Source organism: Kluyvera genomosp. 3 (genome assembly GCF_011765685.1).
Lineage (GTDB): Bacteria > Pseudomonadota > Gammaproteobacteria > Enterobacterales > Enterobacteriaceae > Kluyvera > Kluyvera georgiana_A.
The window spans coordinates 977,477-997,431 of sequence record NZ_CP050321.1 but is presented as its reverse complement, the minus strand read 5'-3'; the positions used below and the strand labels follow the sequence as shown (position 1 = coordinate 997,431).

The following is a 19,955-nucleotide window of genomic DNA, read 5'->3' as shown; positions in this document are numbered from 1 at the left end:
AACAACTCAGATTGCGCAATTTTTATACAGCAACTATGACTGCTGAAAACGAAATAGCGGCAGCAGATACGGCGTCGTTTGCTCGATAATCGCCTCATACTGCGCGGGTTCCAGGGTACGCCACAGGCGCTGATACCAGACATCGGCCCCTTCGCCGCTCACCACCATATTGCCTTCATACACCTGCATAAACTTGCTGCGTGCTTTTTGCTGCGTTTCCTCGTCCCTTAAGATGGCATCATTTTGGGCATCGTAACAGGCTTTTATCCACGCACCTCCGCTTTCAGGTAAGAACAGCAGCGGTTGGCACATGCCCTCGCGGTATCCGGCGACCAGCTGCGACAGATACGCTTTCGCTTCATCCGCCGCCAGGGGTGGGAAGCACCACTCGCCCTCTTTGCGCAGCAACAGCCGGCTTTCGCCGCAACCACCGCTAGCACAGTAGACAAGGTGTTCCAGCCAAAGTTGCATTCCTTGTGCCACGCTAAGCAAAGATGGCCGCCAGCGCAACAGCCCATTCTCCTGAACCTGCGGTAACCATCCGGTTATGTTAACCCCGTCGCAATCAAGGTCTATTTCGAGACTCTTCCCTTCCCGGCGATACTCGATGACCCGGCTCGCCAGCGCGGCCATCTCCTGACGCTGCGCCTCCCAGGCAATTTCGCCAAACGGCCCGTAGGGCAGTTCTCCCGCCGCACGATAGCGGCGATACATCACATCCGGCGTCTGCTCTTCAATCAGGGTATTGAGCAACTGTTGGTTAAGCTGGTAGCGGGTCAGCCCCTCAAGGGTAAACGGCTCGGTGTCGGGAATATCACTCTCTTCGCTACGGAAATTGACCTGTAAACGCATCTGGAAGAAGGCACGAACCGGATGACGCCAGAAGCGCTGAAGCTGCTCCAGCGGCAGCGTTGTCAGTTCAACAGGTTCCAGCGGCTGAATAAATTCACCGTGCGCTTCCCCCTGACGGCTGGCGGCCGCCAGCCATTCCTGAGCATAGCTTTGGCGCTCATCATGCTGGTAATTCTCCGCGTCGAACGGCATGCGGCTATGCAGGTGCATGATGTGACTCTTGACCCGTCGCTCGCTTTCATCGCAGTTCAGCGCCTCATCGCCTTCCAGACAGTGGCTCTGGCCGATATAGTCCAGCAGTTCCTGCACCAGCACCGATGGGTAGCGCTCGCTGTTATCCTGAATAGAGCGACCGATGTAGCTGATATAAAGCGATTTTTCCGCCGACATCATGGCTTCGAGGAACAGGTAACGGTCATCGTCGCGACGGCTACGATCGCCGCGCAGCGGCTTCTGGCTCATCAGGTCAAAGCCCAGCGGCGCCAGCGCGCGCGGGTAGATACCATCGTTCATGCCCAGCAGGCACACTACTTTGAACGGAATAGAACGCATCGGCATCAGGGTACAGATGTTGATAGGGCCCGCCAGGAAGCGCTGGCTGATACGCTCCTGGTCCAGACGCTGAGCCAGCTCATCACGCAGCAGCGACAGCGGCACCTCTCCGGCGTATTGTGACTGCACGCCCTGAGCGATAATCCCCTGCCACTGCTGTTCAATCAGCGTTAGCGCCGCTTCGGTATCCTGATCCGGCAGGAAGAAGTCGTTAAGCATTTCGCGGCACACCGGTAGCCACTCTTCGAGTGAACGCCCTTGCGTCAGCACCTGTCGCCAGCGGTTAAGCTGCATGAGCAGCGAAGCCAAATGCCCCACCAGCTCTGCGATAAGCCCGCTGGATTCATCATAGGGCAGCACGTCCTGCCACTCGCCCTGGCGGCTTTCCATGGCGTAACCCAGCAGCATGCGCGTTAGACCAAAGCGCCAGGTGTGCTGCCCGGTCGCCGGGAGATCGAGTTCGCGCACGTTGTCATCGTCCATCCCCCAACGCACGCCGGATTCGCTGACCCATTGGCGCAGATGCTGCAAACCGGCTTCATCAATGTTGAAGCGCGCGGCCAGTACCGGGACGTCGAGCAGCGCCAGCACGTCTTCGCTGGTAAAGCGGCTGTCCGGTAGGGAAAGCAGCGTAATAAACGCCTGCATTGCCGGGTGCGCCTGACGGGCGCGGCGGTCGGAAATGGCATAAGGCAGATAGCGCTCGCCGGTGGCGCTGCCAAACACGGCCTGGATAAACGGGCTGTAGCTGTCGATGTCCGCCACCATCACGATGATATCGCGCGGCGTCAGCGTCGGGTCGGCCTCCAGCATCGCCAGCAGACGGTCGTGCAATACTTCCACCTCGCGCTGCGGGCTGTGGCAGACGTGGACGGTCAGGCTGCGGTCATCGTGGGCCAGGGTGCGTTTGTTGCCGCTCCAGGCAAACTCTTCAGCGGTGCGCCCGGCCACTGCGCTGTTTTTCAGCTCCAGCACGTCGTATTGAAGATTGTGCAGCAGGTTATCCGGCTCGATATCGACGAACGCATCCAGCTCCTGATAGCGCTCCAGCCCTGCCAGGAGGTAGATATAGTCGCGCCCCAGTTTGCCCCAGGAGGCCAGCATCGGGTTGCCGACGTCCTGTTCACCGTTATCGTTAAATAGCCCCGGCGCGCTGCTGGCGTCCTGGAATAACGGCAGCTCACGCTGCTCACGATAGTGTCGGCGCTGGCGCGCCATCAGCCGGGCGAGGAACGCCGGATCTTTAATGTCACCCCAGTAATAGCGGCACGGGTTGGTGAACAGCACGTAGATATCCACATGCTTGCCCAGCGCCTGTAGCGCGTGCAGATACACCGGCGGCAGCGCTGAGATTCCGCAGATAAACACCCGCGACGGCAGCCCGTCAGGTTTCTCGCTGCTGTTTTCCAGCGTGTCGATAAAGCGTTGGTAGAGATTGGCGCGGTGCCACTGCGGCTGCCCCAGCGCTGCAGTGTGCTCCACCAGCGCTTTCCATAACGGAGCCTGCCACTGCTGCGCCTCACCGACGTCATCCACTAACTCTCCGGCTTCCCACTTCGTGAGCCACTGCGGGCGATAGACCAGATACTGGTCATACAGGTCGGCCACGCGTGAGGCCAGCTGGAACAGCTTGCGTTTATCGGCATCGTCAGTCAGATAGTGGCGCAGCGGCGTAAAAGCCTCGTTGTCCAGCATGCCCGGCAACAGCGTCATCAGCTTCCAGCTCATGCTTTGCTTATTAAAGGCGCTCTCGCCGGGAATCTCGGGCAAAACGCGGGTAAACATGTCCCAGATAAAGCTCGCGGGCAGCGGGAAATCGATGTTAGCGGCGATACCAAAACGCTGGGAGAGCGTCATCTGTAGCCACTGCGCCATCCCGGTACTCTGCACGAGGATCATTTCAGGCTCGAAGGGGTCAGCCAGCCGGTCCTGCTCCACGATAAATTCCATTAACGCTTCCAGCACGTCCAGACGGTTGGAGTGGTAGACCCTTAACATATTCGCTCCTGACTACTGACTGACCGGGCAATGCAGACGCGTTAAACGCCCTTGCCTGCCCATGGGGGTGGTAATAGTAGCATTGATGCTGACACAACGTTGTGACGATGTCTGTACCCGCTGGCTGTTCCAGCCTTCCGGCAGCGGCACGGCCTGTTGCTGCGTTTGCGCCCATGCATAGCGCCACATCTGACGATACTGATTAAGCTGAGTGTTACCGGCGGCCAACGCGCGGTAGTATCCGCCAAGCGCCGTCACCACCATTACCATTAACAACATAGCCAGCATCACCTCGGGCAGGCTAAAACCGCGTGATTTCAGGGTATCTGGCATAGTAGCGCCTCCTTCAAAGGACAAAAATCACTCCAGCCATGGGCTGAAAACCGAAGGCTACCGGCGGCCCAACGCCCCGATTGCCATAGCGAGAAACCGTCGCTTTGTGCTATCAGCAACAACCTGCCGTCGGTCAATAAGCGCAGACAAACATGGGTGTCTGCGGCATAGGTCATACACTGGGCGCCAGCTTCAGTTCCCCATGGTTGGCGCATCCCCCACTGCAACGCCGAATGCGCCTGCGCCGTGCGCTGTATCGCCAGGCTTTCGTCGTTCACCATCGCCAACCGCTGGCGCTGCGCCTGATTCAGCCCCTGTAGCATCAGGCTGCCGAGCACCAGCAGCATCAGCACCATGGCCAGCGACGAAACGCCGCGCTCGGCATTCACTGGTTGTATCCCGTCACGCCGTACTGCGCGGTGACCCTGCCGCCGCGCGTACCGGTTGCCGACAACGTAATAGCAAGCTCGGGCGGAAAACCGCTAAATGTGTGGCGCACCACCTGAAAGCTCGTCACCGTGAGCGCTGCGGGATCGGTCATTTTGTCCCAACCTTTTCCCTCGCAGGTGGTCGCGCCACGTAGCGTTTCCAGCACGCCGGACTGTAGCCGGAAGCCGATGCTGTCAGCCTCGTCGGCGGGCGATGTTTGCCAGAGACCATTGCTATCGCCATCCCAGCGGGCAATCACGCACTGCCCCTGCTGCGCAATCTGCAACGCTTCGCCGCCGCAGTCGTCATCCCCACAGTACCCAGCGCGCTGCAAATGCTTCGCGACCGTGAACACTCGCAGCCAGAGATCGTCTTCCAGCGTTTGCTGCTGAGTCTGCGCCAGTACGCCCCGCTGGAGCGCGGGGAGAAAGCGTGACGCGCCAAGCAGCAATACGCTGCTGATAGCCATGGCGATCAATACTTCCAGCAATGAGAAACCTCGCATCAGCATGTCGCCCCCTCACACAGGCGAATTCGCCCCCAACTGGAGATAACAATCGTCCAACTCCCCGCCTCGCTCGACACCATCAGGCTCCCCGCCCACGCGGTATTTCGCAGGCCAAAGAAAGTCAGGTTTGGCGTCATTTTGCTGAGTGAAACCTCGGTCCACGGCGGCTTGAAAATAGCCGGGTTTCCGGTAGGGCAGCCTTCCAGTACCGCATCGTCCGCGATGAGGCACCAGCCCTGCGCTTCGTGGTTAACCCGTAGCCGACGGTCTCGGTTATGCCAGTTGGCATCGTTACGCAGATAAAGCAGATAGTCCCGTAGCGCACTGGCGGTTTGCCACAAACGCTGTTCTTGCTGCCAGCTGCGCCAGCCATACAGGCCAGAAGCGCCAAGAATGAGCACCAGCGTCAAGGCGATTAAGGTTTCGATAAGGGTGTAGCCCTGTTCTCTGTTCATGGCGGCAGTTTCCTGCGATGAGCAACGAAGCGCGAGCGCGGATTACGCGTTTTACATGGGGCTTCGGAAAAAGGTGAACGAGTTGCAGCGGGTTACAAATAAACGGGAAGCGGCATTCAGAAAATAAAAAACGGCGCTGAGAGCTGCGCCGTTTTTCGGTCAGGAAGATTAAATCGCCACCGGCGCTTTGATACCCGGATGCGGGTCGTAGCCTTCGATTTCGAAGTCTTCAAAGCGGTAGTCGAAAATAGAATCAGGTTTGCGTTTAATCACCAGCTTCGGCAGCGCGCGCGGTTCGCGCGTCAGCTGCAGCGCGGTCTGTTCCATGTGGTTGCTGTAAAGGTGGGTATCCCCGCCAGTCCAGACGAAGTCGCCCACTTCCAGGTCGCACTGCTGCGCCATCATATGCACCAGCAGCGCATAGCTGGCAATGTTGAACGGCAGGCCGAGGAACACGTCGCAAGAGCGCTGGTAGAGCTGACAGGAGAGTTTGCCGTCTGCCACGTAGAACTGGAAGAAAGCGTGACACGGCGCCAGCGCCATCTTATCCAGCTCGCCGACGTTCCACGCCGAAACGATGATACGGCGCGAGTCCGGGTCGTTTTTCAGCTGGTTCATGACGGTGGTGATCTGGTCGATATGACGGCCATCCGGCGTCGGCCAGGCGCGCCACTGTTTGCCGTAGACCGGGCCAAGGTTGCCGTTCTCATCGGCCCACTCATCCCAGATGCTGACGTTATTTTCATGCAGGTAGGCAACATTGGTGTCGCCCTGCAGGAACCACAGCAGTTCGTGGATGATAGAGCGCAGATGGCAGCGTTTGGTGGTCACCAGCGGGAAACCTTCTTGCAGGTTAAAGCGCATCTGGTGGCCAAAAATAGAGAGCGTACCGGTGCCGGTGCGGTCATTTTTCTGGGTGCCCTCATCGAGCACCTTCTGCATCAGTTCGAGATACTGTTTCATGCTTCCTCAGGAGATCTGTTTCTGCGGACGGCGAAACGCCCAGACCATCATAATGATACCCGCAAGCACCATCGGAATCGAAAGAATCTGCCCCATGCTGATGTACTGTACCCATTCACCGGTGAACTGCGCGTCCGGCTGGCGGAAGAATTCAGAGATGATGCGGAACAGACCGTAGCCAATCAGGAACAGGCCGGAAACCGACCCTGCCGGACGCGGCTTACGGATAAACCAGTTCAGGATCAGGAACAGGACAACCCCTTCCAGCGCCAGTTCATACAGCTGCGACGCGTGGCGCGGCAGGGAACCGTAAGTATCAAACAGCGTTTGCCATTCCGGATGCGACGGCAACAGCGCCAGGTCTTCCGCCCGGGAGCCCGGGAACAGCATAGTGTAGTGGAAGCTCGGATCAACGCGGCCCCACAGTTCGCCATTGATAAAGTTACCCAGGCGACCACACCCCAGGCCGAACGGAATCAGCGGCGCAATGAAATCAGACACCTGGAAGAAGGTCCGCTTGGTGCGTTTGGCGAAGATAATCATCACCACGATCACGCCGATCAGGCCACCGTGGAAGGACATCCCGCCGTCCCAGACGCGGAACAGATACAGCGGATCCTGCAGGAAAGAGTCGAAGTTGTAGAACATCACGTAGCCGATGCGCCCACCGAGGAAGACCCCGAGGAAGCCTGCATACAGCAGGTTTTCAACTTCGTTTTTCGTCCAGCCGCTGTTCGGGCGGTTCGCGCGACGCGTCGCCAGCCACATGGCAAAGATAAAGCCCACCAGGTACATCATGCCGTACCAATGCAGGGAGACCGGTCCGATGGAGAAAATTACCGGATCAAAGTCCGGGAAACGCAGATAACCACTATTCATCTGTCACCACAAATGCTTGTTATTCCGCCGAAAGTGGACAGCGGTAGAGATGCGCGCCGTAGGCTTCAGGCGCTCCAAAGGTGCGAATGATAGCATAAGGGGGCTGAGAGGTGATGCGGGGAAGATGTAAAAGATATGTATAAGCGAAGGTCGCCGGAGACTCCCGGCGACGCTGACATCCGGCAATGGACACCGGGTTGCCTGATGACGCTGCGCTTATCAGGCCTACAGGCCGCCGCGAATCAGGCCGCCGAGACCACGACGTTCCATAAAGGCCGCGACCTGATGGCGCACTTCGGTGGCCATCTGCGCCTCAAGGCTGCGCTGGGCGAGCGTTTGCGCGTCTTCAAGATCGATATTACGCAGCAGATACTTCACGCGCGGTACCGAACGACCGTTCATCGACAGATGTCGGAATCCCAGGCCAATCAGGATGGTGACGCACATCGGGTCGCCCGCCATTTCGCCACACAGACGTAAATCGATGCCATAGCGTTCCGCTTCCTGCACAATCATCGACAGCACGCGAATCATCCCCGGATGCAGGCTATCGTAGATGCTGGCAACGCGGGTATTGTTACGATCCACCGCCAGCACATATTGCGTGAGATCGTTGGTGCCCACGGAAATGAAGTCGATGCGGTTCGCCAGATGCGGCAGCATAAAGACCATCGACGGCACTTCCAGCATAATGCCAATACGCGGTTTCGGAATGGCGTAGCCGATCATCTCTTCCACTTCACGACCGGCGCGGTCGATAAGACGGCGCGCTTCGTCAACCTCTTCCAGACTGGTGACCATCGGCAGCAAAATGCTCAGATTGCCGGTCGCCGCGTTGGCGCGCAGCATCGCGCGCACCTGTATAAGGAAGATCTCCGGCTGATCGAGCGTGATGCGGATCCCGCGCCAGCCCAGGCAGGGGTTCTCTTCACTGATCGGCATATACGGCAGCTGTTTGTCTGCCCCGACGTCCAGCGTACGTAAAGTCACCGGCTTGTCGTTGAACATCTGTAGCATGCCCTGATACTGCGCCACCTGCTCCTCTTCGGAAGGAAAGCCGCTTTGCAGCATAAACGGAATTTCAGTGCGATACAGGCCAATGCCGTCGATGCGCCGCCCCAGCTTCTGCTCATGCTCCGGGCTAAGACCGGCATTGAGCATCACCTTTACGCGCTCGCCGCTTTTCAGCTCTGCCGGGCGCTCAACGTCTCCTTCCGCCAGGCGGCTGAGTTCGTTTTCTTCGCTGATAAGCCGTTGATATTCTTGTAGCAGGATCGGTTCAGGATCCACCAGCAGCTCGCCGCGATAACCATCCACCACCAGCGTACGCCCGTGGAGGATCGACGGCTGAATATCGGCACCCATCACCGTAGGGATCCCCAACGCGCGTACCATGATCGCAGCGTGAGAGTTGGCGGCACCGTCGCGTACCACCACGCCGGCTAAACGATCCTGCGGCACTTCCGCGAGCGTAGCGGCGGAGAGTTCATCCGCCACCAGCACAAAGCGCGGCGGCCAGGCATTGGCGCCTTGGGTGGTGTCATCGAGGTGGAACAGCAGACGCTGCCCCAACGCACGCAGATCGCCCGCGCGCTCTTTCAGGTAGCCGTCGCTGAGCGCGGCAAACTGTTCGGCAAACTTCTCAATAACCGTTTTTACCGCCCATTCGGCCACCGAGCCATTATCCACCGCAGCAAACAGCGCGCGGCGCAGGCTGGCGTCAGAGAGCAGGTGCGAATAGAGGTCAAAAATCGCCGCCGTCTCTTTTTGCGCTCCGGCGGCATAGCGTTTGCTGTAACGACGAAATTCGTTCGCCGCCTCTTCCAGCGCGCCGGTTAAACGCTCGCGCTCCAGTTGCGTATCCAGCGATGACGCTTCATACACCTGCTCCATCAGCGGCAGGGTGGCGTCCATCCAGCCTTCGGCGATCGCCACGCCCGGCGAAGCCGGCAGCGCGCGGATACGCGTCTGACGATACTGCCCGAACAGCGCCGTCAACTGAGACTGCGAGAGGATAGCCGCCATCTGGGTGGCGAGCGTGACCAGGAATGACTCTTCGCTTTCGTCGTACTGCCTCAGCTCGCGCTGCTGCACCACCAGCACGCCCAGCAGTTGGCGGCGCTGAATGATCGGCACGCCAAGAAACGCGCGGAAGCGCTCTTCTTTCACTGAGGGAATGTATTTATAGCTGGGGTGTTTTTGCGCGTCGGCGAGGTTAATCGGTTCGGCCAAGCGGCCAACCAGCCCGACGATCCCTTCATCGAAGGCGAGCGTAATGGTACGACCGCGCGGTTTTTTCAGGCCGCGGGTCGCCATTAAATAGAAGCAGCGTCGATCGTTGTCGGCAAGATAGACGGAACAAACCTCGGTCTCCATAGCCAGGCAGACATCGGTGACCAGAATATCCAGCGCCTCGTTCAGACGAGGCGCACTCGCGACCTTCTCAACAATTTCGCGTAAGCGAGTGAGCATAATATGCGTGGCTTAACCTCTTTTACGTCGATAAGCAGGCGCGCTTTGCGGTTTTGGCGCGCTCTCCGCAAGCGCCATCACTACGCTGGCGAACTCTTTCATCACCCGGCGGTAGACGTCACGTTTAAACGACACGACCTGACGCACCGGATACCAGTAACTCACCCAGCGCCAGCCGTCGAACTCCGGCGTGCTGCTGGTTTGCATATTGATATCCGCGTCATTGCCGATCAACTGCAAGAGAAACCATTTTTGTTTCTGGCCGATACAAACCGGCTTTGTGTCCCAACGCACCAAACGTTTAGGCAATTTGTAACGCAACCAGTTTCGGGTCGAAGCGAGGATCCGTACATCCTTACGGCTTAATCCAACTTCTTCGAACAGTTCCCGATACATCGCCTGTTCTGCTGTCTCACCGGGGTTTATACCCCCTTGCGGGAATTGCCAGGAGTGCTGACCGTAGCGTCGGGCCCACATAACCTGGCCCTGACGATTGCAAATTACAATACCAACATTTGGGCGGTAGCCATCGTCATCAATCACCGGACTACCTCAAAATAAGCTTCAATGTGAATGATTGTTTCACACTCGCTGGAAACGGTAAACCACTCTATTACAGCACGACCATCGAATAACATTTGAATAACTCACAGTAATCATCAGAGTTATAAACAGAGAACCGCGTTCATCCGCGATTTTATTCACTTTTTCTGTGGATAGAGTTGTGAAGAAGTACGGAATTACCCAGGGAAAACCCAGACTACTCTGAATAATCGCATGCAAGCCGTTCACAGTAAAATGATATTTTTCATTAAGTTATTATGGTTAATCCTCTTGCATTAGCGCATAACGTGATGATCATCACATAGGGGATCCTCCAACTGATGAAAGATCGAGCAACGCCGATTTTATCCACAGATTGTGCCAACATCTTAGACATCTTTTGTGCGAAAATTCGATTTTCGTCGCACGTCAAGGCTGTAAATTGAAACAGTAGTGGGGCTTTTCCCCAGTTATCCCATTTTTCTGTGGATAACATGGTGTAAGATCCTGTTCATTGTCAGTGACCAGATTTGGAAAACCTTTTTTCGCGGCCTTTTTACGCTGAAAAATAGCTTAAAAAATCCATTATAATCATCACGTTGATATATTTACTCAGAAAAAGTTAAACTCTATCCACACCCGGCAAAACAGTCGTTCATTTTTTCACCAAAAGGCGTTTTATCATGTCAATGCTCGCCCCGCTTCCCGAATCGCCCAAAACCCAGGCCGAGCTGCTTGCGCAGGCGCAGCGTCTGGCGGGCTATTCGCTGGGCGAACTGGCGGCGATGGCCGGTATCGTCCCGCCCAAAGATTTGAAGCGTGATAAAGGCTGGATTGGCGTGCTGCTGGAAATCTGGCTCGGCGCCAGCGCCGGCAGTAAGCCAGAGCAGGATTTCGCTGCGCTGGGGGTCGAGCTGAAAACGATTCCCATTGACCGCCAGGGACGCCCGCTGGAGACCACTTTCGTCTGCGTCGCCCCGCTGACCGGCAATTCCGGCGTCACCTGGGAAAACAGCCACGTTCGTCACAAGCTCAAGCGGGTATTGTGGATTCCGGTAGAGGGCGAAAGAACGATCCCGCTCGCCGAGCGCCGCGTCGGCGCGCCGCTGCTATGGACGCCGAGCCCGGAAGAGGAGCATCAGCTGCAAATGGATTGGGAAGAGTTAATGGATCTGATTGTTCTGGGGCAGGTCGAGCGCATTACCGCGCGTCACGGTGAAGTGCTGCAGCTCCGCCCAAAGGCCGCCAACAGCAAAGCGCTCACCGAAGCCATCGGCGCGCACGGTGAACCGATTATGACGCTGCCGCGCGGTTTCTATCTCAAAAAGAACTTCACCGCCGCCTTGCTGGCGCGCCACTTTATGCTGCAAACGCATTAATTTTTTTGCCCTGCCGCCCGCCGGGATTATACTCCTCGTGCTGCTGGCGGCAGGATTGCCCTACAGCATCCACAAAGTACATCTATTGACGCTTTCGCTTTTTTTGGCAGGACTTATCTAATGTTATTTGCATGGATCACCGACCCCAACGCCTGGCTTGCGCTCGGTACGCTGACGCTGCTGGAGATCGTTCTGGGGATCGATAATATTATTTTTCTCTCTCTGGTCGTCGCTAAGCTTCCTACCGCGCAACGCGCCCATGCCCGTCGTTTAGGGCTGATGGGGGCGATGGTGATGCGTCTGGGGCTGCTGGCTTCTATCGCCTGGGTGGTGAAGCTCACCAACCCGCTGTTCACCGTGTTCGATCAGGCCATCTCGCTGCGCGATATTATCCTGCTGCTGGGCGGGCTGTTCCTTATCTGGAAGGCCAGTAAGGAAATTCACGAGTCGATTGAAGGTGATGAGGAAGGGCTGAAAACCAACGTGCATTCGTTCCTCGGCGCGATTGTGCAGATCATGCTGCTGGATATTATCTTCAGCCTCGACTCGGTCATTACCGCAGTGGGCCTCTCTGACCATCTGTTTATCATGATGGCGGCGGTGGTGATTGCGGTGGGCGTGATGATGTTTGCCGCACGTTCAATCGGCGAATTTGTCGATCGCCATCCTTCGGTGAAAATGCTGGCGCTGTCATTCCTGATTCTGGTCGGCTTTACGCTGATCCTCGAGAGCTTTGACGTCCACGTGCCGAAAGGCTACATCTACTTCGCCATGTTCTTCTCTATCGCAGTAGAAAGCCTCAATCTGCTGAGAAACAAAAAAAATCCGCTCTAATCTGTCGTTTTTGGCCCTCTTTTGAGGGCCATGTCTGATTTTTTTCAGATTTTACTGCTTTATGCTAACGCAAGAGTCGGTTATTACTAGACTATTAAGAGTGCGGCGATAAAGGGGATGACGATGACAAAATGGGCAGTATTGATTTCCGCAGTAGGTTTAGCCTTTGCAGTTTCCGGCTGTAGCAGCGATTACGTCATGGCGACCAAAGATGGCCGAATGATTCTTACCGACGGAAAACCAGAAGTCGACGACGACACCGGGCTTATCAGCTACGAAGATCAGCAGGGCAACAGAATGCAGATCAATCGCGACGACGTCTCACAGATTATTAAACGATAAAGACAGAGAGGTCAGCCGCTTGCTGGCCTTTTTTCATTTTCTGCTTTCCCTTTTTCTTCCCCTCTGCCATTTTTATATTCCTTTGTCGGGACTCTTTCCCGACGCTGTTGATAAAAGGAAGCCGGCTTATGCAGTACCACCGTATCCCCCACAGCTCTCTTGAGATAAGCACCCTCGGGCTTGGCACAATGACGTTTGGTGAACAGAACAGCGAAGCCGACGCCCATGCACAGCTTGATTACGCCGTGAGTCAGGGTATCAACCTGATCGACGTCGCGGAGATGTATCCTGTGCCGCCGCGCCCGGAAACCCAGGGCCTGACTGAAACCTACGTTGGCAACTGGCTGACGAAACGCGGCAACCGTGAAAAACTGGTGATTGCCTCTAAGGTTAGCGGCCCGTCACGCAATAACGACAGCGGCATCCGCCCCAATCAGGCGCTGGACCGCAAGAACATTCGCGACGCGCTGCACAACAGTCTGACGCGTCTGCAAACCGACTATCTCGACCTCTACCAGGTGCACTGGCCTCAGCGCCCAACCAACTGCTTCGGCAAGCTGGGCTACACCTGGGCTGATTCCGCACCGGTCGTATCCCTGCTGGAAACGCTGGAAGCGCTCACCGAGTATCAGCGCGCCGGGAAAATTCGCTATATCGGCGTCTCGAACGAAACCGCGTTTGGCGTAATGCGTTACCTGCATCTGGCCGATAAACACGATCTGCCGCGTATTGTGACCATTCAGAACCCGTATAGCCTGGTCAACCGCAGCTACGAAGTCGCGCTCTCAGAAGTGAGCCAGTTTGAAGGTGTTGAGCTGCTGGCCTATTCCTGCCTGGCGTTCGGCACCCTGACCGGTAAATACCTGAACGGTGCCAAACCGGCTGGCGCGCGCAATACGCTGTTTAGCCGCTTTACCCGCTACAGCGGTGAGCAGACGCAAAAAGCGGTCGCCGCCTACGTGGAGATTGCCAAACGCCATAACCTCGACCCGGCGCAGATGGCGCTGGCGTTCGTCCGCCGTCAGCCGTTCGTCGCCAGCACGCTGCTGGGCGCGACGACGATGGAGCAGTTGAAAACTAACGTGGAAAGTCTGCACCTGGAATTGAGTGAAGAAGTATTAGCCGAAATTGAAGCGGTGCATCAGGTATATACTTACCCGGCACCTTAAGATTGTGCTCTTCCGGGGTCGCTTGCGACCCCGGGAAAATCAGCGCCGCTTACCCCACAGCCACAGCACGATAATCGCCAGCGCAAACAACACACCGAAGCCTACGCCCACGCCGACAACCGGAATATTCACCGCCACCGCCAGCGAGTACAGCCCCAGCATCAACAGCATCGCGCTATTTTCACCGAGATTTTGCACCGCAATCGCATTGCCCGAGCCAACGGTATGCTTGCCGCGATCCTGCAACAGCGCGTTCAGCGGCACGATAAAGAAGCCACCGCAGATGCCGATGATAAACAGCAGCACATAAGCCGGTAAAATCGCGTGCTGAAGGGCGAAAATCGCCACCACCACGCCAATCAACACCCCGGCAGGCATACAGCGCGCCACCGTTTCCAGCGTGACCAGCTTCGCGGCCGCCCCGGCCCCCACCACAATCCCCACCGCCACCATCGCATTCAGATAGGTTGGCGTGGCGTTATCGGTAATCCCTAACGCCACCGGAACCCACAGCACCAACAGGAAGCGCAGCGTCACCCCCGCGCCCCAGAACAGGCTGGTGCCAAGCAGAGAAAAGCGCGTTTCACCGTTGTGCCACAGCACATTGCAGGCGTTAAAGAAATTGTGGGTCATGGGGCGAAAACGCCAGGACTGACCCGGACGCGCAGCTGGCAGCCTGGGAATAAAAATGTTAGCTGCCACCGCGCCGCCGTAGACGATCGCGCAAAGCGCCAGTGCGCCCACCACGCTCCAGTCAGCCACAACGCCGCCCGCCACCGAGCCGATCAGAATCGCCGCGATCGTCGAAGCTTCCATCAGACCGTTGGCTTTCACCAGTTTATCGCCGGTGGTCAGTTCCCCGAGAATGCCATACTTCGCCGGCGAGTAAGCCGCCGCGCCGATACCCACCAGCGTATAGCCGATAAACGGATTCAGCCCCACGCAAATCATCGCCGCGCCGAGCAGCTTCAGGCCGTTGGCGAACATCATCACCCGGCCCTTACCAAAGCTGTCCGCCACCTGGCCGACGAACGGCGCAAAGACGATGTAAGCGCCCACAAACACCATTTGCAGCACCGGCTGGCTCCAGTCCGGATAGTATTGCTGCTTCATCAGCGCCAGCGTGGCAAACAGCAGCGCGTTGTCGCCAAAAGCCGAGAGGAACTGGGCGGCGATAACCGCCATCATGCCTTTCGACCAGATAGAGGTGTTAGTGTGTACTGACTCACTCATGTGGGTGTTCCGTCTCTGCAACCATGCTCTTAAGGGTGACGAAATCCGGTTTACCGCTGCCCAGCAGCGGCAGCTGTTTCATCCAGCGAATGTCGCGAGGAACCGCCAACTCCGGCACGCCGTGGGCCCGCGCATACTGCAACAGTTTGTCGCGGGTCAGTTCATTATCGGTGGTAAATAGTACCAGCGCCTCGCCTTTGCTGGCATCGGTTTTCACTGCCGTGGCGTGCATCTTCTCAGGCGATACGCCCAGCGCCAGCTGTTCGACCGTTTCCAGCGACACCATTTCGCCGGCAATTTTAGCAAACCGCTTTGCCCGTCCCTGAATCTGCACATAGCCCTGAGCGTCAAAAGCGACAATATCACCGGTGTCGTACCAGCCGGTTTCCCGCTCGCCGTGCTGATTCTCAGCCGTCGGCGCTTCCAGCACGCCAGGGTTCTCAACGCGCAGGTAGCCGCACATCACGTTCGGCCCTTTCACCTGCAGACGACCGCCCTGCTCAATGCCCGGTACTTCCAGCAATCTCGCGTCCATCCCCGGCAGAATGCGCCCTACCGTGCCCGGTTTCGCCGCCATTGGCACGTTAATCGAAACCACCGGCGCGCATTCGGTCACGCCATAGCCTTCCAGAATGCGCAGGCCGAACTTGTCCTGCCACAGCTCTTTGGTGCTCTGTTGCAGCTTTTCCGCCCCGGCCACGACATAGCGTAGACGATAGAAATCGTACGGGTTGGCGAATCGCGCGTAGTTGCCTAAAAACGTTGAGGTGCCGAACAGGACGGTACAGTTACGGTCATACACCAGCTCCGGTACCATGCGGTAGTGCAACGGGCTAGGGTAGAGGAACACTTCCGCGCCGGTCAGCAGCGGCGTAAACAGCCCGACCGTCAGGCCAAACGAGTGAAACAGCGGCAGCGCCGACATAAAGCGGTCATTGGCGGTAAAGTCGGCGATGGTTTTGATCTGCTCGACGTTCGCCAGAATGCTTTTGTGGCTGTGCACCACGCCTTTCGGGTGGCCTTCCGAACCGGAGGTAAAGAGGATGATTGCCGGGTCTTCCGGCTGCTGCGCCACCTGCGCCAGACGCGGCATCAGCACGCGCGAAAAGATCCACAGCTTATCGACGGTGGTCACATCGCCTTTTAAATCTTCGAGGAATACCCAGCGAACCTGGGTCAACTGCTCGGTCAGGTGCCAGAGTTTGCCTTTATCAAGAAACGTGCGCGAGGTAAAAATTGTGCCAATTTGCGCGGCGGTAATGGCGCTGGACAGCCCTTTGACCCCGGCAGTGTAGTTCATCATCGCCGGAATACGACCGCGGGCAATCGCACCGAAGATAACGGCGGCGCTGATACCGGCATTCGGGAGCATCAGGCCGATCTTTTCTCCCTTCTGGCTGTATTTTTCGAGGATACGCGCCACAAACAGCGTTTTGGTCAGCAGCTTGCGATAGCTGTCCGGCTGGAAATTGATATCTTCGACGCACGCTTTTTTCTCGCCGTATCGGTGCATCGCCGTCAGCAGCGATTCATACAGCGTTTCACGCGGACGCACCGCCATCCGGGCTTCCATCATAATCTGGTGCAGCATTTCGCCGGCAATGCGGCGACGGTCACGGGCACGCGGGGCTTCCGGCATTGGCAGCGTGGTTGGCGGCAACAGGTGCAGCTGGATGCGAGGGAAAAGGCGGCGCTTCACCAGCCCTTTCAGGCGGCTAAAGTAGCTCAGTTCCGCGCCTTCAATACGCACCGGAATAATCGTCGCCCCGGACTTCGCCGCCACAAAGGCCGCGCCGTCGTAAATCTTCATCAGCGAACCGGAGACTGAAATGCGCCCTTCCGGGAAAATCACCACCGGGCGGCCCTGTTCGATCAGGCGCACCAGATGCTTGATTGACATCGGTTTTGTCGGGTCGAGCGGGACAAAATCGATGATCGGCGTCAGCCAGCGCATGAACCATTTTTGGGAAATCGAGGTGTAGACGGCAAAAACCGGGCGAACCGGGAGAAACAGCGCCAGCAAAATGCCGTCGATAAACGAGATGTGGTTGGGCGTAATCAGCACTTTAGGCTGGCTTAACGCCTCGGTGCTACCGGTCATCCGTACCCTGAATAACACCCTGAAAAGCTGTCGGAAGAAACAGAGAAGCATACCAACTCCTTTTGCCAAAGATTTATCTTTGCAAAGGGTACACGAGAACACTGAGGAAAAGCAGCAGACGGGAAGATGGAGGTAAAAAAAAACCTGCGCTTCTGCGCAGGTCGGTGTAAGTGATGCGTACGCAAAGCGTACTTTGAAACATTCACCAATCAATACCTCTGGGACCGCTATTGTCTCCCCCCTACCGCCTGGCAGCCAGTTTAAAACCGCAAGAGAATGAGCGGAAATGCAACGAGGTATTGCGATTATGGGGAACTGTAACAGCGTGAATTCAGGCAAAAAAAAAACCTGCGCATCTGCGCAGGTTGGTGTAATTGAGTGGTCAACCTTGTGGGCGACTTCACCTATCAATACCTCTGGGACAATCAGATTAGCAACTCGCGTAACGCGTTCTCCAGCAGACATTCGCAACAGCATCTCGCAAAGTGTAAGCAAACGTTTGAATATTCCTGTTTAGTTGCAAAAGCGCGGTGTCACTCTTCCACAAAGCACCATACGCGCATCAATATTGTGCAATCCACCACAGACTCGGCCTTGAATAGCACCGGGATTTCCGTAAAACTGTTAGGGTGTAAACGTTTACCCATCGAATTTTGTTTAAGGCATATTATGGCGACAATTAAAGATGTGGCCCGGATGGCAGGCGTCTCCGTCGCTACCGTTTCCCGCGTCATCAACAACTCTCCAAAAGCCAGCGATGCCTCGCGTCAGGCGGTGAATTCCGCCATGGAGACCCTCAACTATCATCCCAACGCCAATGCCCGCGCGCTGGCGCAGCAGTCGACGGAAACCGTCGGCCTGGTGGTGGGCGACGTCTCCGATCCTTTTTTTGGCGCCATGGTTAAAGCCGTGGAGCAGGTCGCCTATCACACCGGCAATTTTTTGCTGATTGGCAACGGCTACCATAATGAGATGAAAGAACGTCAGGCCATTGAGCAACTCATCCGCCACCGCTGTGCGGCGCTGGTGGTGCATGCCAAGCTGATTCCCGACGCTGAACTGGCAGATTTAATGAAGCAAATGCCCGGCATGGTGTTGATCAACCGCATTCTGCCCGGTTTTGAAAAACGCTGCGTGGCGCTGGACGACCGTTACGGCGCCTGGCTGGCGACTCGCCATCTGATTCAACAAGGGCATACGCGCATTGGCTATATCTGTTCCAACCACGCGATTTCGGATGCGGAAGACCGACTGGCGGGCTACTACGACGCGCTAAAAGAGCACGGGCTACCGTGCAACGACCGGCTGGTGACCTTTGCCGAGCCGGATGAAAGCGGCGGCGAACAGGCCATGACCGAGCTGCTCGGTCGCGGCAAGCAGTTTACCGCCGTCGCCTGTTACAACGACTCGATGGCGGCGGGCGCGATGGGCGTACTGAATGATAACGGTATCGACGTACCGCAGGCGATTTCGCTGATTGGTTTTGATGACGTGCTGGTTTCCCGCTACGTGCGACCACGGCTGACCACCATCCGCTACCCGATTGTCACCATGGCCACCCAGGCCGCCGAGCTGGCGTTGGCGCTGGCAGAGAACAAGCCGCTACCGGATATCACCCACCTGTTCAGCCCGACGCTGGTTCGCCGTCACTCGGTGATAGCCCCGGCGGAAGAGGTTAAATCGTAGCGATAAAGATGGACGGTGGTGTCCGGGTAATCGAGGGCATCACCGAGGTACTGCCAGCCGAAGCGTTCGTAAAAATCCCGACAGGCCGAATAGAGGTGCAGTTCCGTATATCCCAGCTGCGCGGCACAGGACATCACGTGCCGCTGTAGCTGGCCCGCCAGACCGCGGCCACGCGCCTCTGGCGCGACGTACAACGCCGCCATCCACGGCCACAGATCCTGACGGCTAATTAAATCGCAGCGCCATAGCCCCACCGTTCCTGACAGTTTATCGCCCTCAACGGCAATAAACGTCAGCGGCAGTGCGCCCGGACGCTGGCTGTGGTCGATGATGCTGGCAAAAAATGCCCGCGACAGACCGTCACCGCCAAAGGCGTGCCATAGCCAGTCGGTCACCTGACCGGCGTACTGCGGACGGTCATAGAGCGGCAGGATGGTCACATTAATTTTCCCTGGAAGATGGGAACTGATTCAAACAGATAGCCGTCGAAATCCGGCGCGTCTTCGTCAGACAGCTCCATCAGGCTATTTTTGACGTTCTCAAGGTGCTGCCACATCGCCTGCCAGGCCCCCATGACGTCGCGGCGGCGTAGCGCGGCCAGAATAGTCTGCCGATCGCCGAGCCATTTCAGCCGGTAGGTGCGGCTGGCAATATGAGCGTTAAACTGCTGCCACAGCGGGCTGCTGTCCATCTGGATCCAGACGCGCTCGATAGTCGCCAGCAGCATCTGGTTTTGCGTCGCCCCGGCCAGCACCAGGTGGAACAGGCGGCCGTTGTCCTGGCTGGTATCGTTGAGCGCAATCGCCCGCTGCTCTTGTTCGATAATCTGCTTGAGGTTGTCGATATCTGCGCGGGTGGCCATCTTCGCGGCGAAAGCGGCAATGTTACTCTCCAGCAGCTGGCGCGCCTGCAGGATTTCAAATGGCCCAACGTCGCTGCTCAGCATCTGCTCTTCCTCACCGTCGCTTTCTTGCGGAATACGCATCACGTACACGCCGGAGCCCTGGCGAATATCAACCGTACCCTGTAGTTCCAGCATCAGCAGCGCCTCGCGCACGATGGTACGGCTGACGCCGTAAGTTTCAGCTATATTGCGTTCCGGCGGCAGGCGCGACCCGACGGGATAGCGGCCCTGCATAATCTGGGCGCGCAAATCATCGCCAATCTCCTGATAGGGTTTCTTTTCCGGCGGGACGGTAGCCTTCTCCACAATTTCACCTGTACGTT

At 57.2% G+C, this 19,955-nt stretch carries 19 protein-coding genes; 6 read left to right on the top strand and 13 right to left on the bottom strand.

The features are described from left to right. Positions 1–33: 33 nt before the first annotated feature. The 9 genes from recC to rppH all read right to left on the bottom strand — a co-directional run bounded on the left by recC (position 34) and on the right by rppH (position 9,984). The gene (recC, locus tag GY169_RS04740) at positions 34–3,402 is read right to left on the bottom strand and encodes an exodeoxyribonuclease V subunit gamma (protein ID WP_167575098.1); all 3,369 of its coding nucleotides are present in this window, start codon (positions 3,400–3,402) and stop codon (positions 34–36) included. A 12-nt stretch (positions 3,403–3,414) separates the two neighbouring features. Beyond that, a complete protein-coding gene (locus GY169_RS04735) occupies positions 3,415–3,735 on the bottom strand; it encodes a prepilin-type N-terminal cleavage/methylation domain-containing protein (RefSeq protein WP_167575097.1) in 321 nt (106 codons plus the stop codon). After that, positions 3,720–4,124, bottom strand: coding sequence for a DUF2509 family protein (locus GY169_RS04730; protein ID WP_167575096.1), 405 nt, complete (start codon positions 4,122–4,124; stop codon positions 3,720–3,722). The genes GY169_RS04735 and GY169_RS04730 overlap by 16 nt, the downstream gene beginning before the upstream one ends. Further along, complete coding sequence (locus tag GY169_RS04725) at positions 4,121–4,675, bottom strand: prepilin peptidase-dependent protein (protein ID WP_167575095.1); 555 nt, start codon at positions 4,673–4,675, stop codon at positions 4,121–4,123. Before GY169_RS04725 ends, GY169_RS04730 begins: the two co-directional genes overlap by 4 nt. Beyond that, on the bottom strand, positions 4,669–5,127 hold the full coding sequence (locus tag GY169_RS04720) for a prepilin peptidase-dependent protein (RefSeq protein ID WP_167575094.1): 459 nt from the start codon (positions 5,125–5,127) through the stop codon (positions 4,669–4,671). The genes GY169_RS04725 and GY169_RS04720 overlap by 7 nt, the downstream gene beginning before the upstream one ends. A gap of 168 nt (positions 5,128–5,295) precedes the next feature. Then, the gene (gene thyA, locus GY169_RS04715; RefSeq protein ID WP_064542985.1) at positions 5,296–6,090 is read right to left on the bottom strand and encodes a thymidylate synthase; all 795 of its coding nucleotides are present in this window, start codon (positions 6,088–6,090) and stop codon (positions 5,296–5,298) included. A 6-nt stretch (positions 6,091–6,096) separates the two neighbouring features. Then, positions 6,097–6,969, bottom strand: a complete 873-nt coding sequence (gene lgt, locus GY169_RS04710) for a prolipoprotein diacylglyceryl transferase (protein WP_064542984.1) — start codon at positions 6,967–6,969, stop codon at positions 6,097–6,099. Positions 6,970–7,194: 225 nt separating this feature from the next. Then, positions 7,195–9,441, bottom strand: a complete 2,247-nt coding sequence (gene ptsP / locus GY169_RS04705) for a phosphoenolpyruvate--protein phosphotransferase (protein WP_163446350.1) — start codon at positions 9,439–9,441, stop codon at positions 7,195–7,197. A gap of 12 nt (positions 9,442–9,453) precedes the next feature. Next, positions 9,454–9,984 carry an RNA pyrophosphohydrolase gene (rppH, locus tag GY169_RS04700; RefSeq protein ID WP_035893962.1) on the bottom strand — a complete coding sequence of 177 codons (531 nt, stop codon included), beginning with the start codon at positions 9,982–9,984 and terminating at the stop codon, positions 9,454–9,456. A gap of 441 nt (positions 9,985–10,425) precedes the next feature. Here rppH and GY169_RS23590 point away from each other — a divergent pair, with 441 nt between their 5' ends. From GY169_RS23590 to GY169_RS04680, 5 genes are all read left to right on the top strand, one after another. After that, the gene (locus tag GY169_RS23590; RefSeq protein WP_411908121.1) at positions 10,426–10,575 is read left to right on the top strand and encodes a hypothetical protein; all 150 of its coding nucleotides are present in this window, start codon (positions 10,426–10,428) and stop codon (positions 10,573–10,575) included. A 92-nt stretch (positions 10,576–10,667) separates the two neighbouring features. After that, entirely contained in the window at positions 10,668–11,363 is a 696-nt protein-coding gene (mutH, locus tag GY169_RS04695) for a DNA mismatch repair endonuclease MutH (protein ID WP_167575093.1), read from the top strand. Between the two features lie 120 nt (positions 11,364–11,483). After that, positions 11,484–12,197, top strand: coding sequence for a TerC family protein (locus GY169_RS04690; RefSeq protein ID WP_065358153.1), 714 nt, complete (start codon positions 11,484–11,486; stop codon positions 12,195–12,197). A gap of 123 nt (positions 12,198–12,320) precedes the next feature. Next, the gene (locus tag GY169_RS04685; protein ID WP_097162008.1) at positions 12,321–12,539 is read left to right on the top strand and encodes a YgdI/YgdR family lipoprotein; all 219 of its coding nucleotides are present in this window, start codon (positions 12,321–12,323) and stop codon (positions 12,537–12,539) included. A gap of 128 nt (positions 12,540–12,667) precedes the next feature. Beyond that, positions 12,668–13,708 (top strand): NADP(H)-dependent aldo-keto reductase, encoded by a 1,041-nt coding sequence (locus GY169_RS04680; RefSeq protein WP_163446352.1) that lies wholly within the window; start codon positions 12,668–12,670, stop codon positions 13,706–13,708. Between the two features lie 39 nt (positions 13,709–13,747). On the opposite strand, the gene lplT is transcribed toward GY169_RS04680, so the two are convergent. Together lplT and aas are read right to left on the bottom strand one after the other, a co-directional pair. Beyond that, the gene (gene lplT / locus GY169_RS04675; RefSeq protein ID WP_167575092.1) at positions 13,748–14,941 is read right to left on the bottom strand and encodes a lysophospholipid transporter LplT; all 1,194 of its coding nucleotides are present in this window, start codon (positions 14,939–14,941) and stop codon (positions 13,748–13,750) included. Next, complete coding sequence (gene aas / locus GY169_RS04670; protein WP_167575091.1) at positions 14,934–17,093, bottom strand: bifunctional acyl-ACP--phospholipid O-acyltransferase/long-chain-fatty-acid--ACP ligase; 2,160 nt, start codon at positions 17,091–17,093, stop codon at positions 14,934–14,936. Before aas ends, lplT begins: the two co-directional genes overlap by 8 nt. A gap of 618 nt (positions 17,094–17,711) precedes the next feature. Between aas and galR the strand changes: the two genes are divergently transcribed. Then, positions 17,712–18,728 carry an HTH-type transcriptional regulator GalR gene (gene galR / locus GY169_RS04665; protein ID WP_163449346.1) on the top strand — a complete coding sequence of 339 codons (1,017 nt, stop codon included), beginning with the start codon at positions 17,712–17,714 and terminating at the stop codon, positions 18,726–18,728. Here the strand turns inward: galR and GY169_RS04660 are convergent. Together GY169_RS04660 and GY169_RS04655 are read right to left on the bottom strand one after the other, a co-directional pair. Further along, positions 18,689–19,168 (bottom strand): GNAT family N-acetyltransferase, encoded by a 480-nt coding sequence (locus GY169_RS04660; protein ID WP_167575090.1) that lies wholly within the window; start codon positions 19,166–19,168, stop codon positions 18,689–18,691. The two genes, galR and GY169_RS04660, sit on opposite strands and share 40 nt — an antisense overlap. Continuing rightward, positions 19,165–19,938, bottom strand: coding sequence for a GntR family transcriptional regulator (locus GY169_RS04655; protein WP_064542956.1), 774 nt, complete (start codon positions 19,936–19,938; stop codon positions 19,165–19,167). The genes GY169_RS04660 and GY169_RS04655 overlap by 4 nt, the downstream gene beginning before the upstream one ends. Positions 19,939–19,955: the final 17 nt, after the last annotated feature.

What these genes read in the sequence shown, in the direction of transcription:
- recC (WP_167575098.1), bottom strand. Translation starts at nt 3,402, where the DNA reads ATGTTAAGGGTCTACCACTCCAACCGTCTGGACGTGCTGGAAGCGTTA.
- GY169_RS04735 (WP_167575097.1), bottom strand. Translation starts at nt 3,735, where the DNA reads ATGCCAGATACCCTGAAATCACGCGGTTTTAGCCTGCCCGAGGTGATG.
- GY169_RS04725 (WP_167575095.1), bottom strand. Translation starts at nt 4,675, where the DNA reads ATGCTGATGCGAGGTTTCTCATTGCTGGAAGTATTGATCGCCATGGCT.
- GY169_RS04720 (WP_167575094.1), bottom strand. Translation starts at nt 5,127, where the DNA reads ATGAACAGAGAACAGGGCTACACCCTTATCGAAACCTTAATCGCCTTG.
- thyA (WP_064542985.1), bottom strand. Translation starts at nt 6,090, where the DNA reads ATGAAACAGTATCTCGAACTGATGCAGAAGGTGCTCGATGAGGGCACC.
- lgt (WP_064542984.1), bottom strand. Translation starts at nt 6,969, where the DNA reads ATGAATAGTGGTTATCTGCGTTTCCCGGACTTTGATCCGGTAATTTTC.
- ptsP (WP_163446350.1), bottom strand. Translation starts at nt 9,441, where the DNA reads ATGCTCACTCGCTTACGCGAAATTGTTGAGAAGGTCGCGAGTGCGCCT.
- mutH (WP_167575093.1), top strand. Translation starts at nt 10,668, where the DNA reads ATGTCAATGCTCGCCCCGCTTCCCGAATCGCCCAAAACCCAGGCCGAG.
- GY169_RS04690 (WP_065358153.1), top strand. Translation starts at nt 11,484, where the DNA reads ATGTTATTTGCATGGATCACCGACCCCAACGCCTGGCTTGCGCTCGGT.
- GY169_RS04685 (WP_097162008.1), top strand. Translation starts at nt 12,321, where the DNA reads ATGACAAAATGGGCAGTATTGATTTCCGCAGTAGGTTTAGCCTTTGCA.
- GY169_RS04680 (WP_163446352.1), top strand. Translation starts at nt 12,668, where the DNA reads ATGCAGTACCACCGTATCCCCCACAGCTCTCTTGAGATAAGCACCCTC.
- lplT (WP_167575092.1), bottom strand. Translation starts at nt 14,941, where the DNA reads ATGAGTGAGTCAGTACACACTAACACCTCTATCTGGTCGAAAGGCATG.
- aas (WP_167575091.1), bottom strand. Translation starts at nt 17,093, where the DNA reads ATGCTTCTCTGTTTCTTCCGACAGCTTTTCAGGGTGTTATTCAGGGTA.
- galR (WP_163449346.1), top strand. Translation starts at nt 17,712, where the DNA reads ATGGCGACAATTAAAGATGTGGCCCGGATGGCAGGCGTCTCCGTCGCT.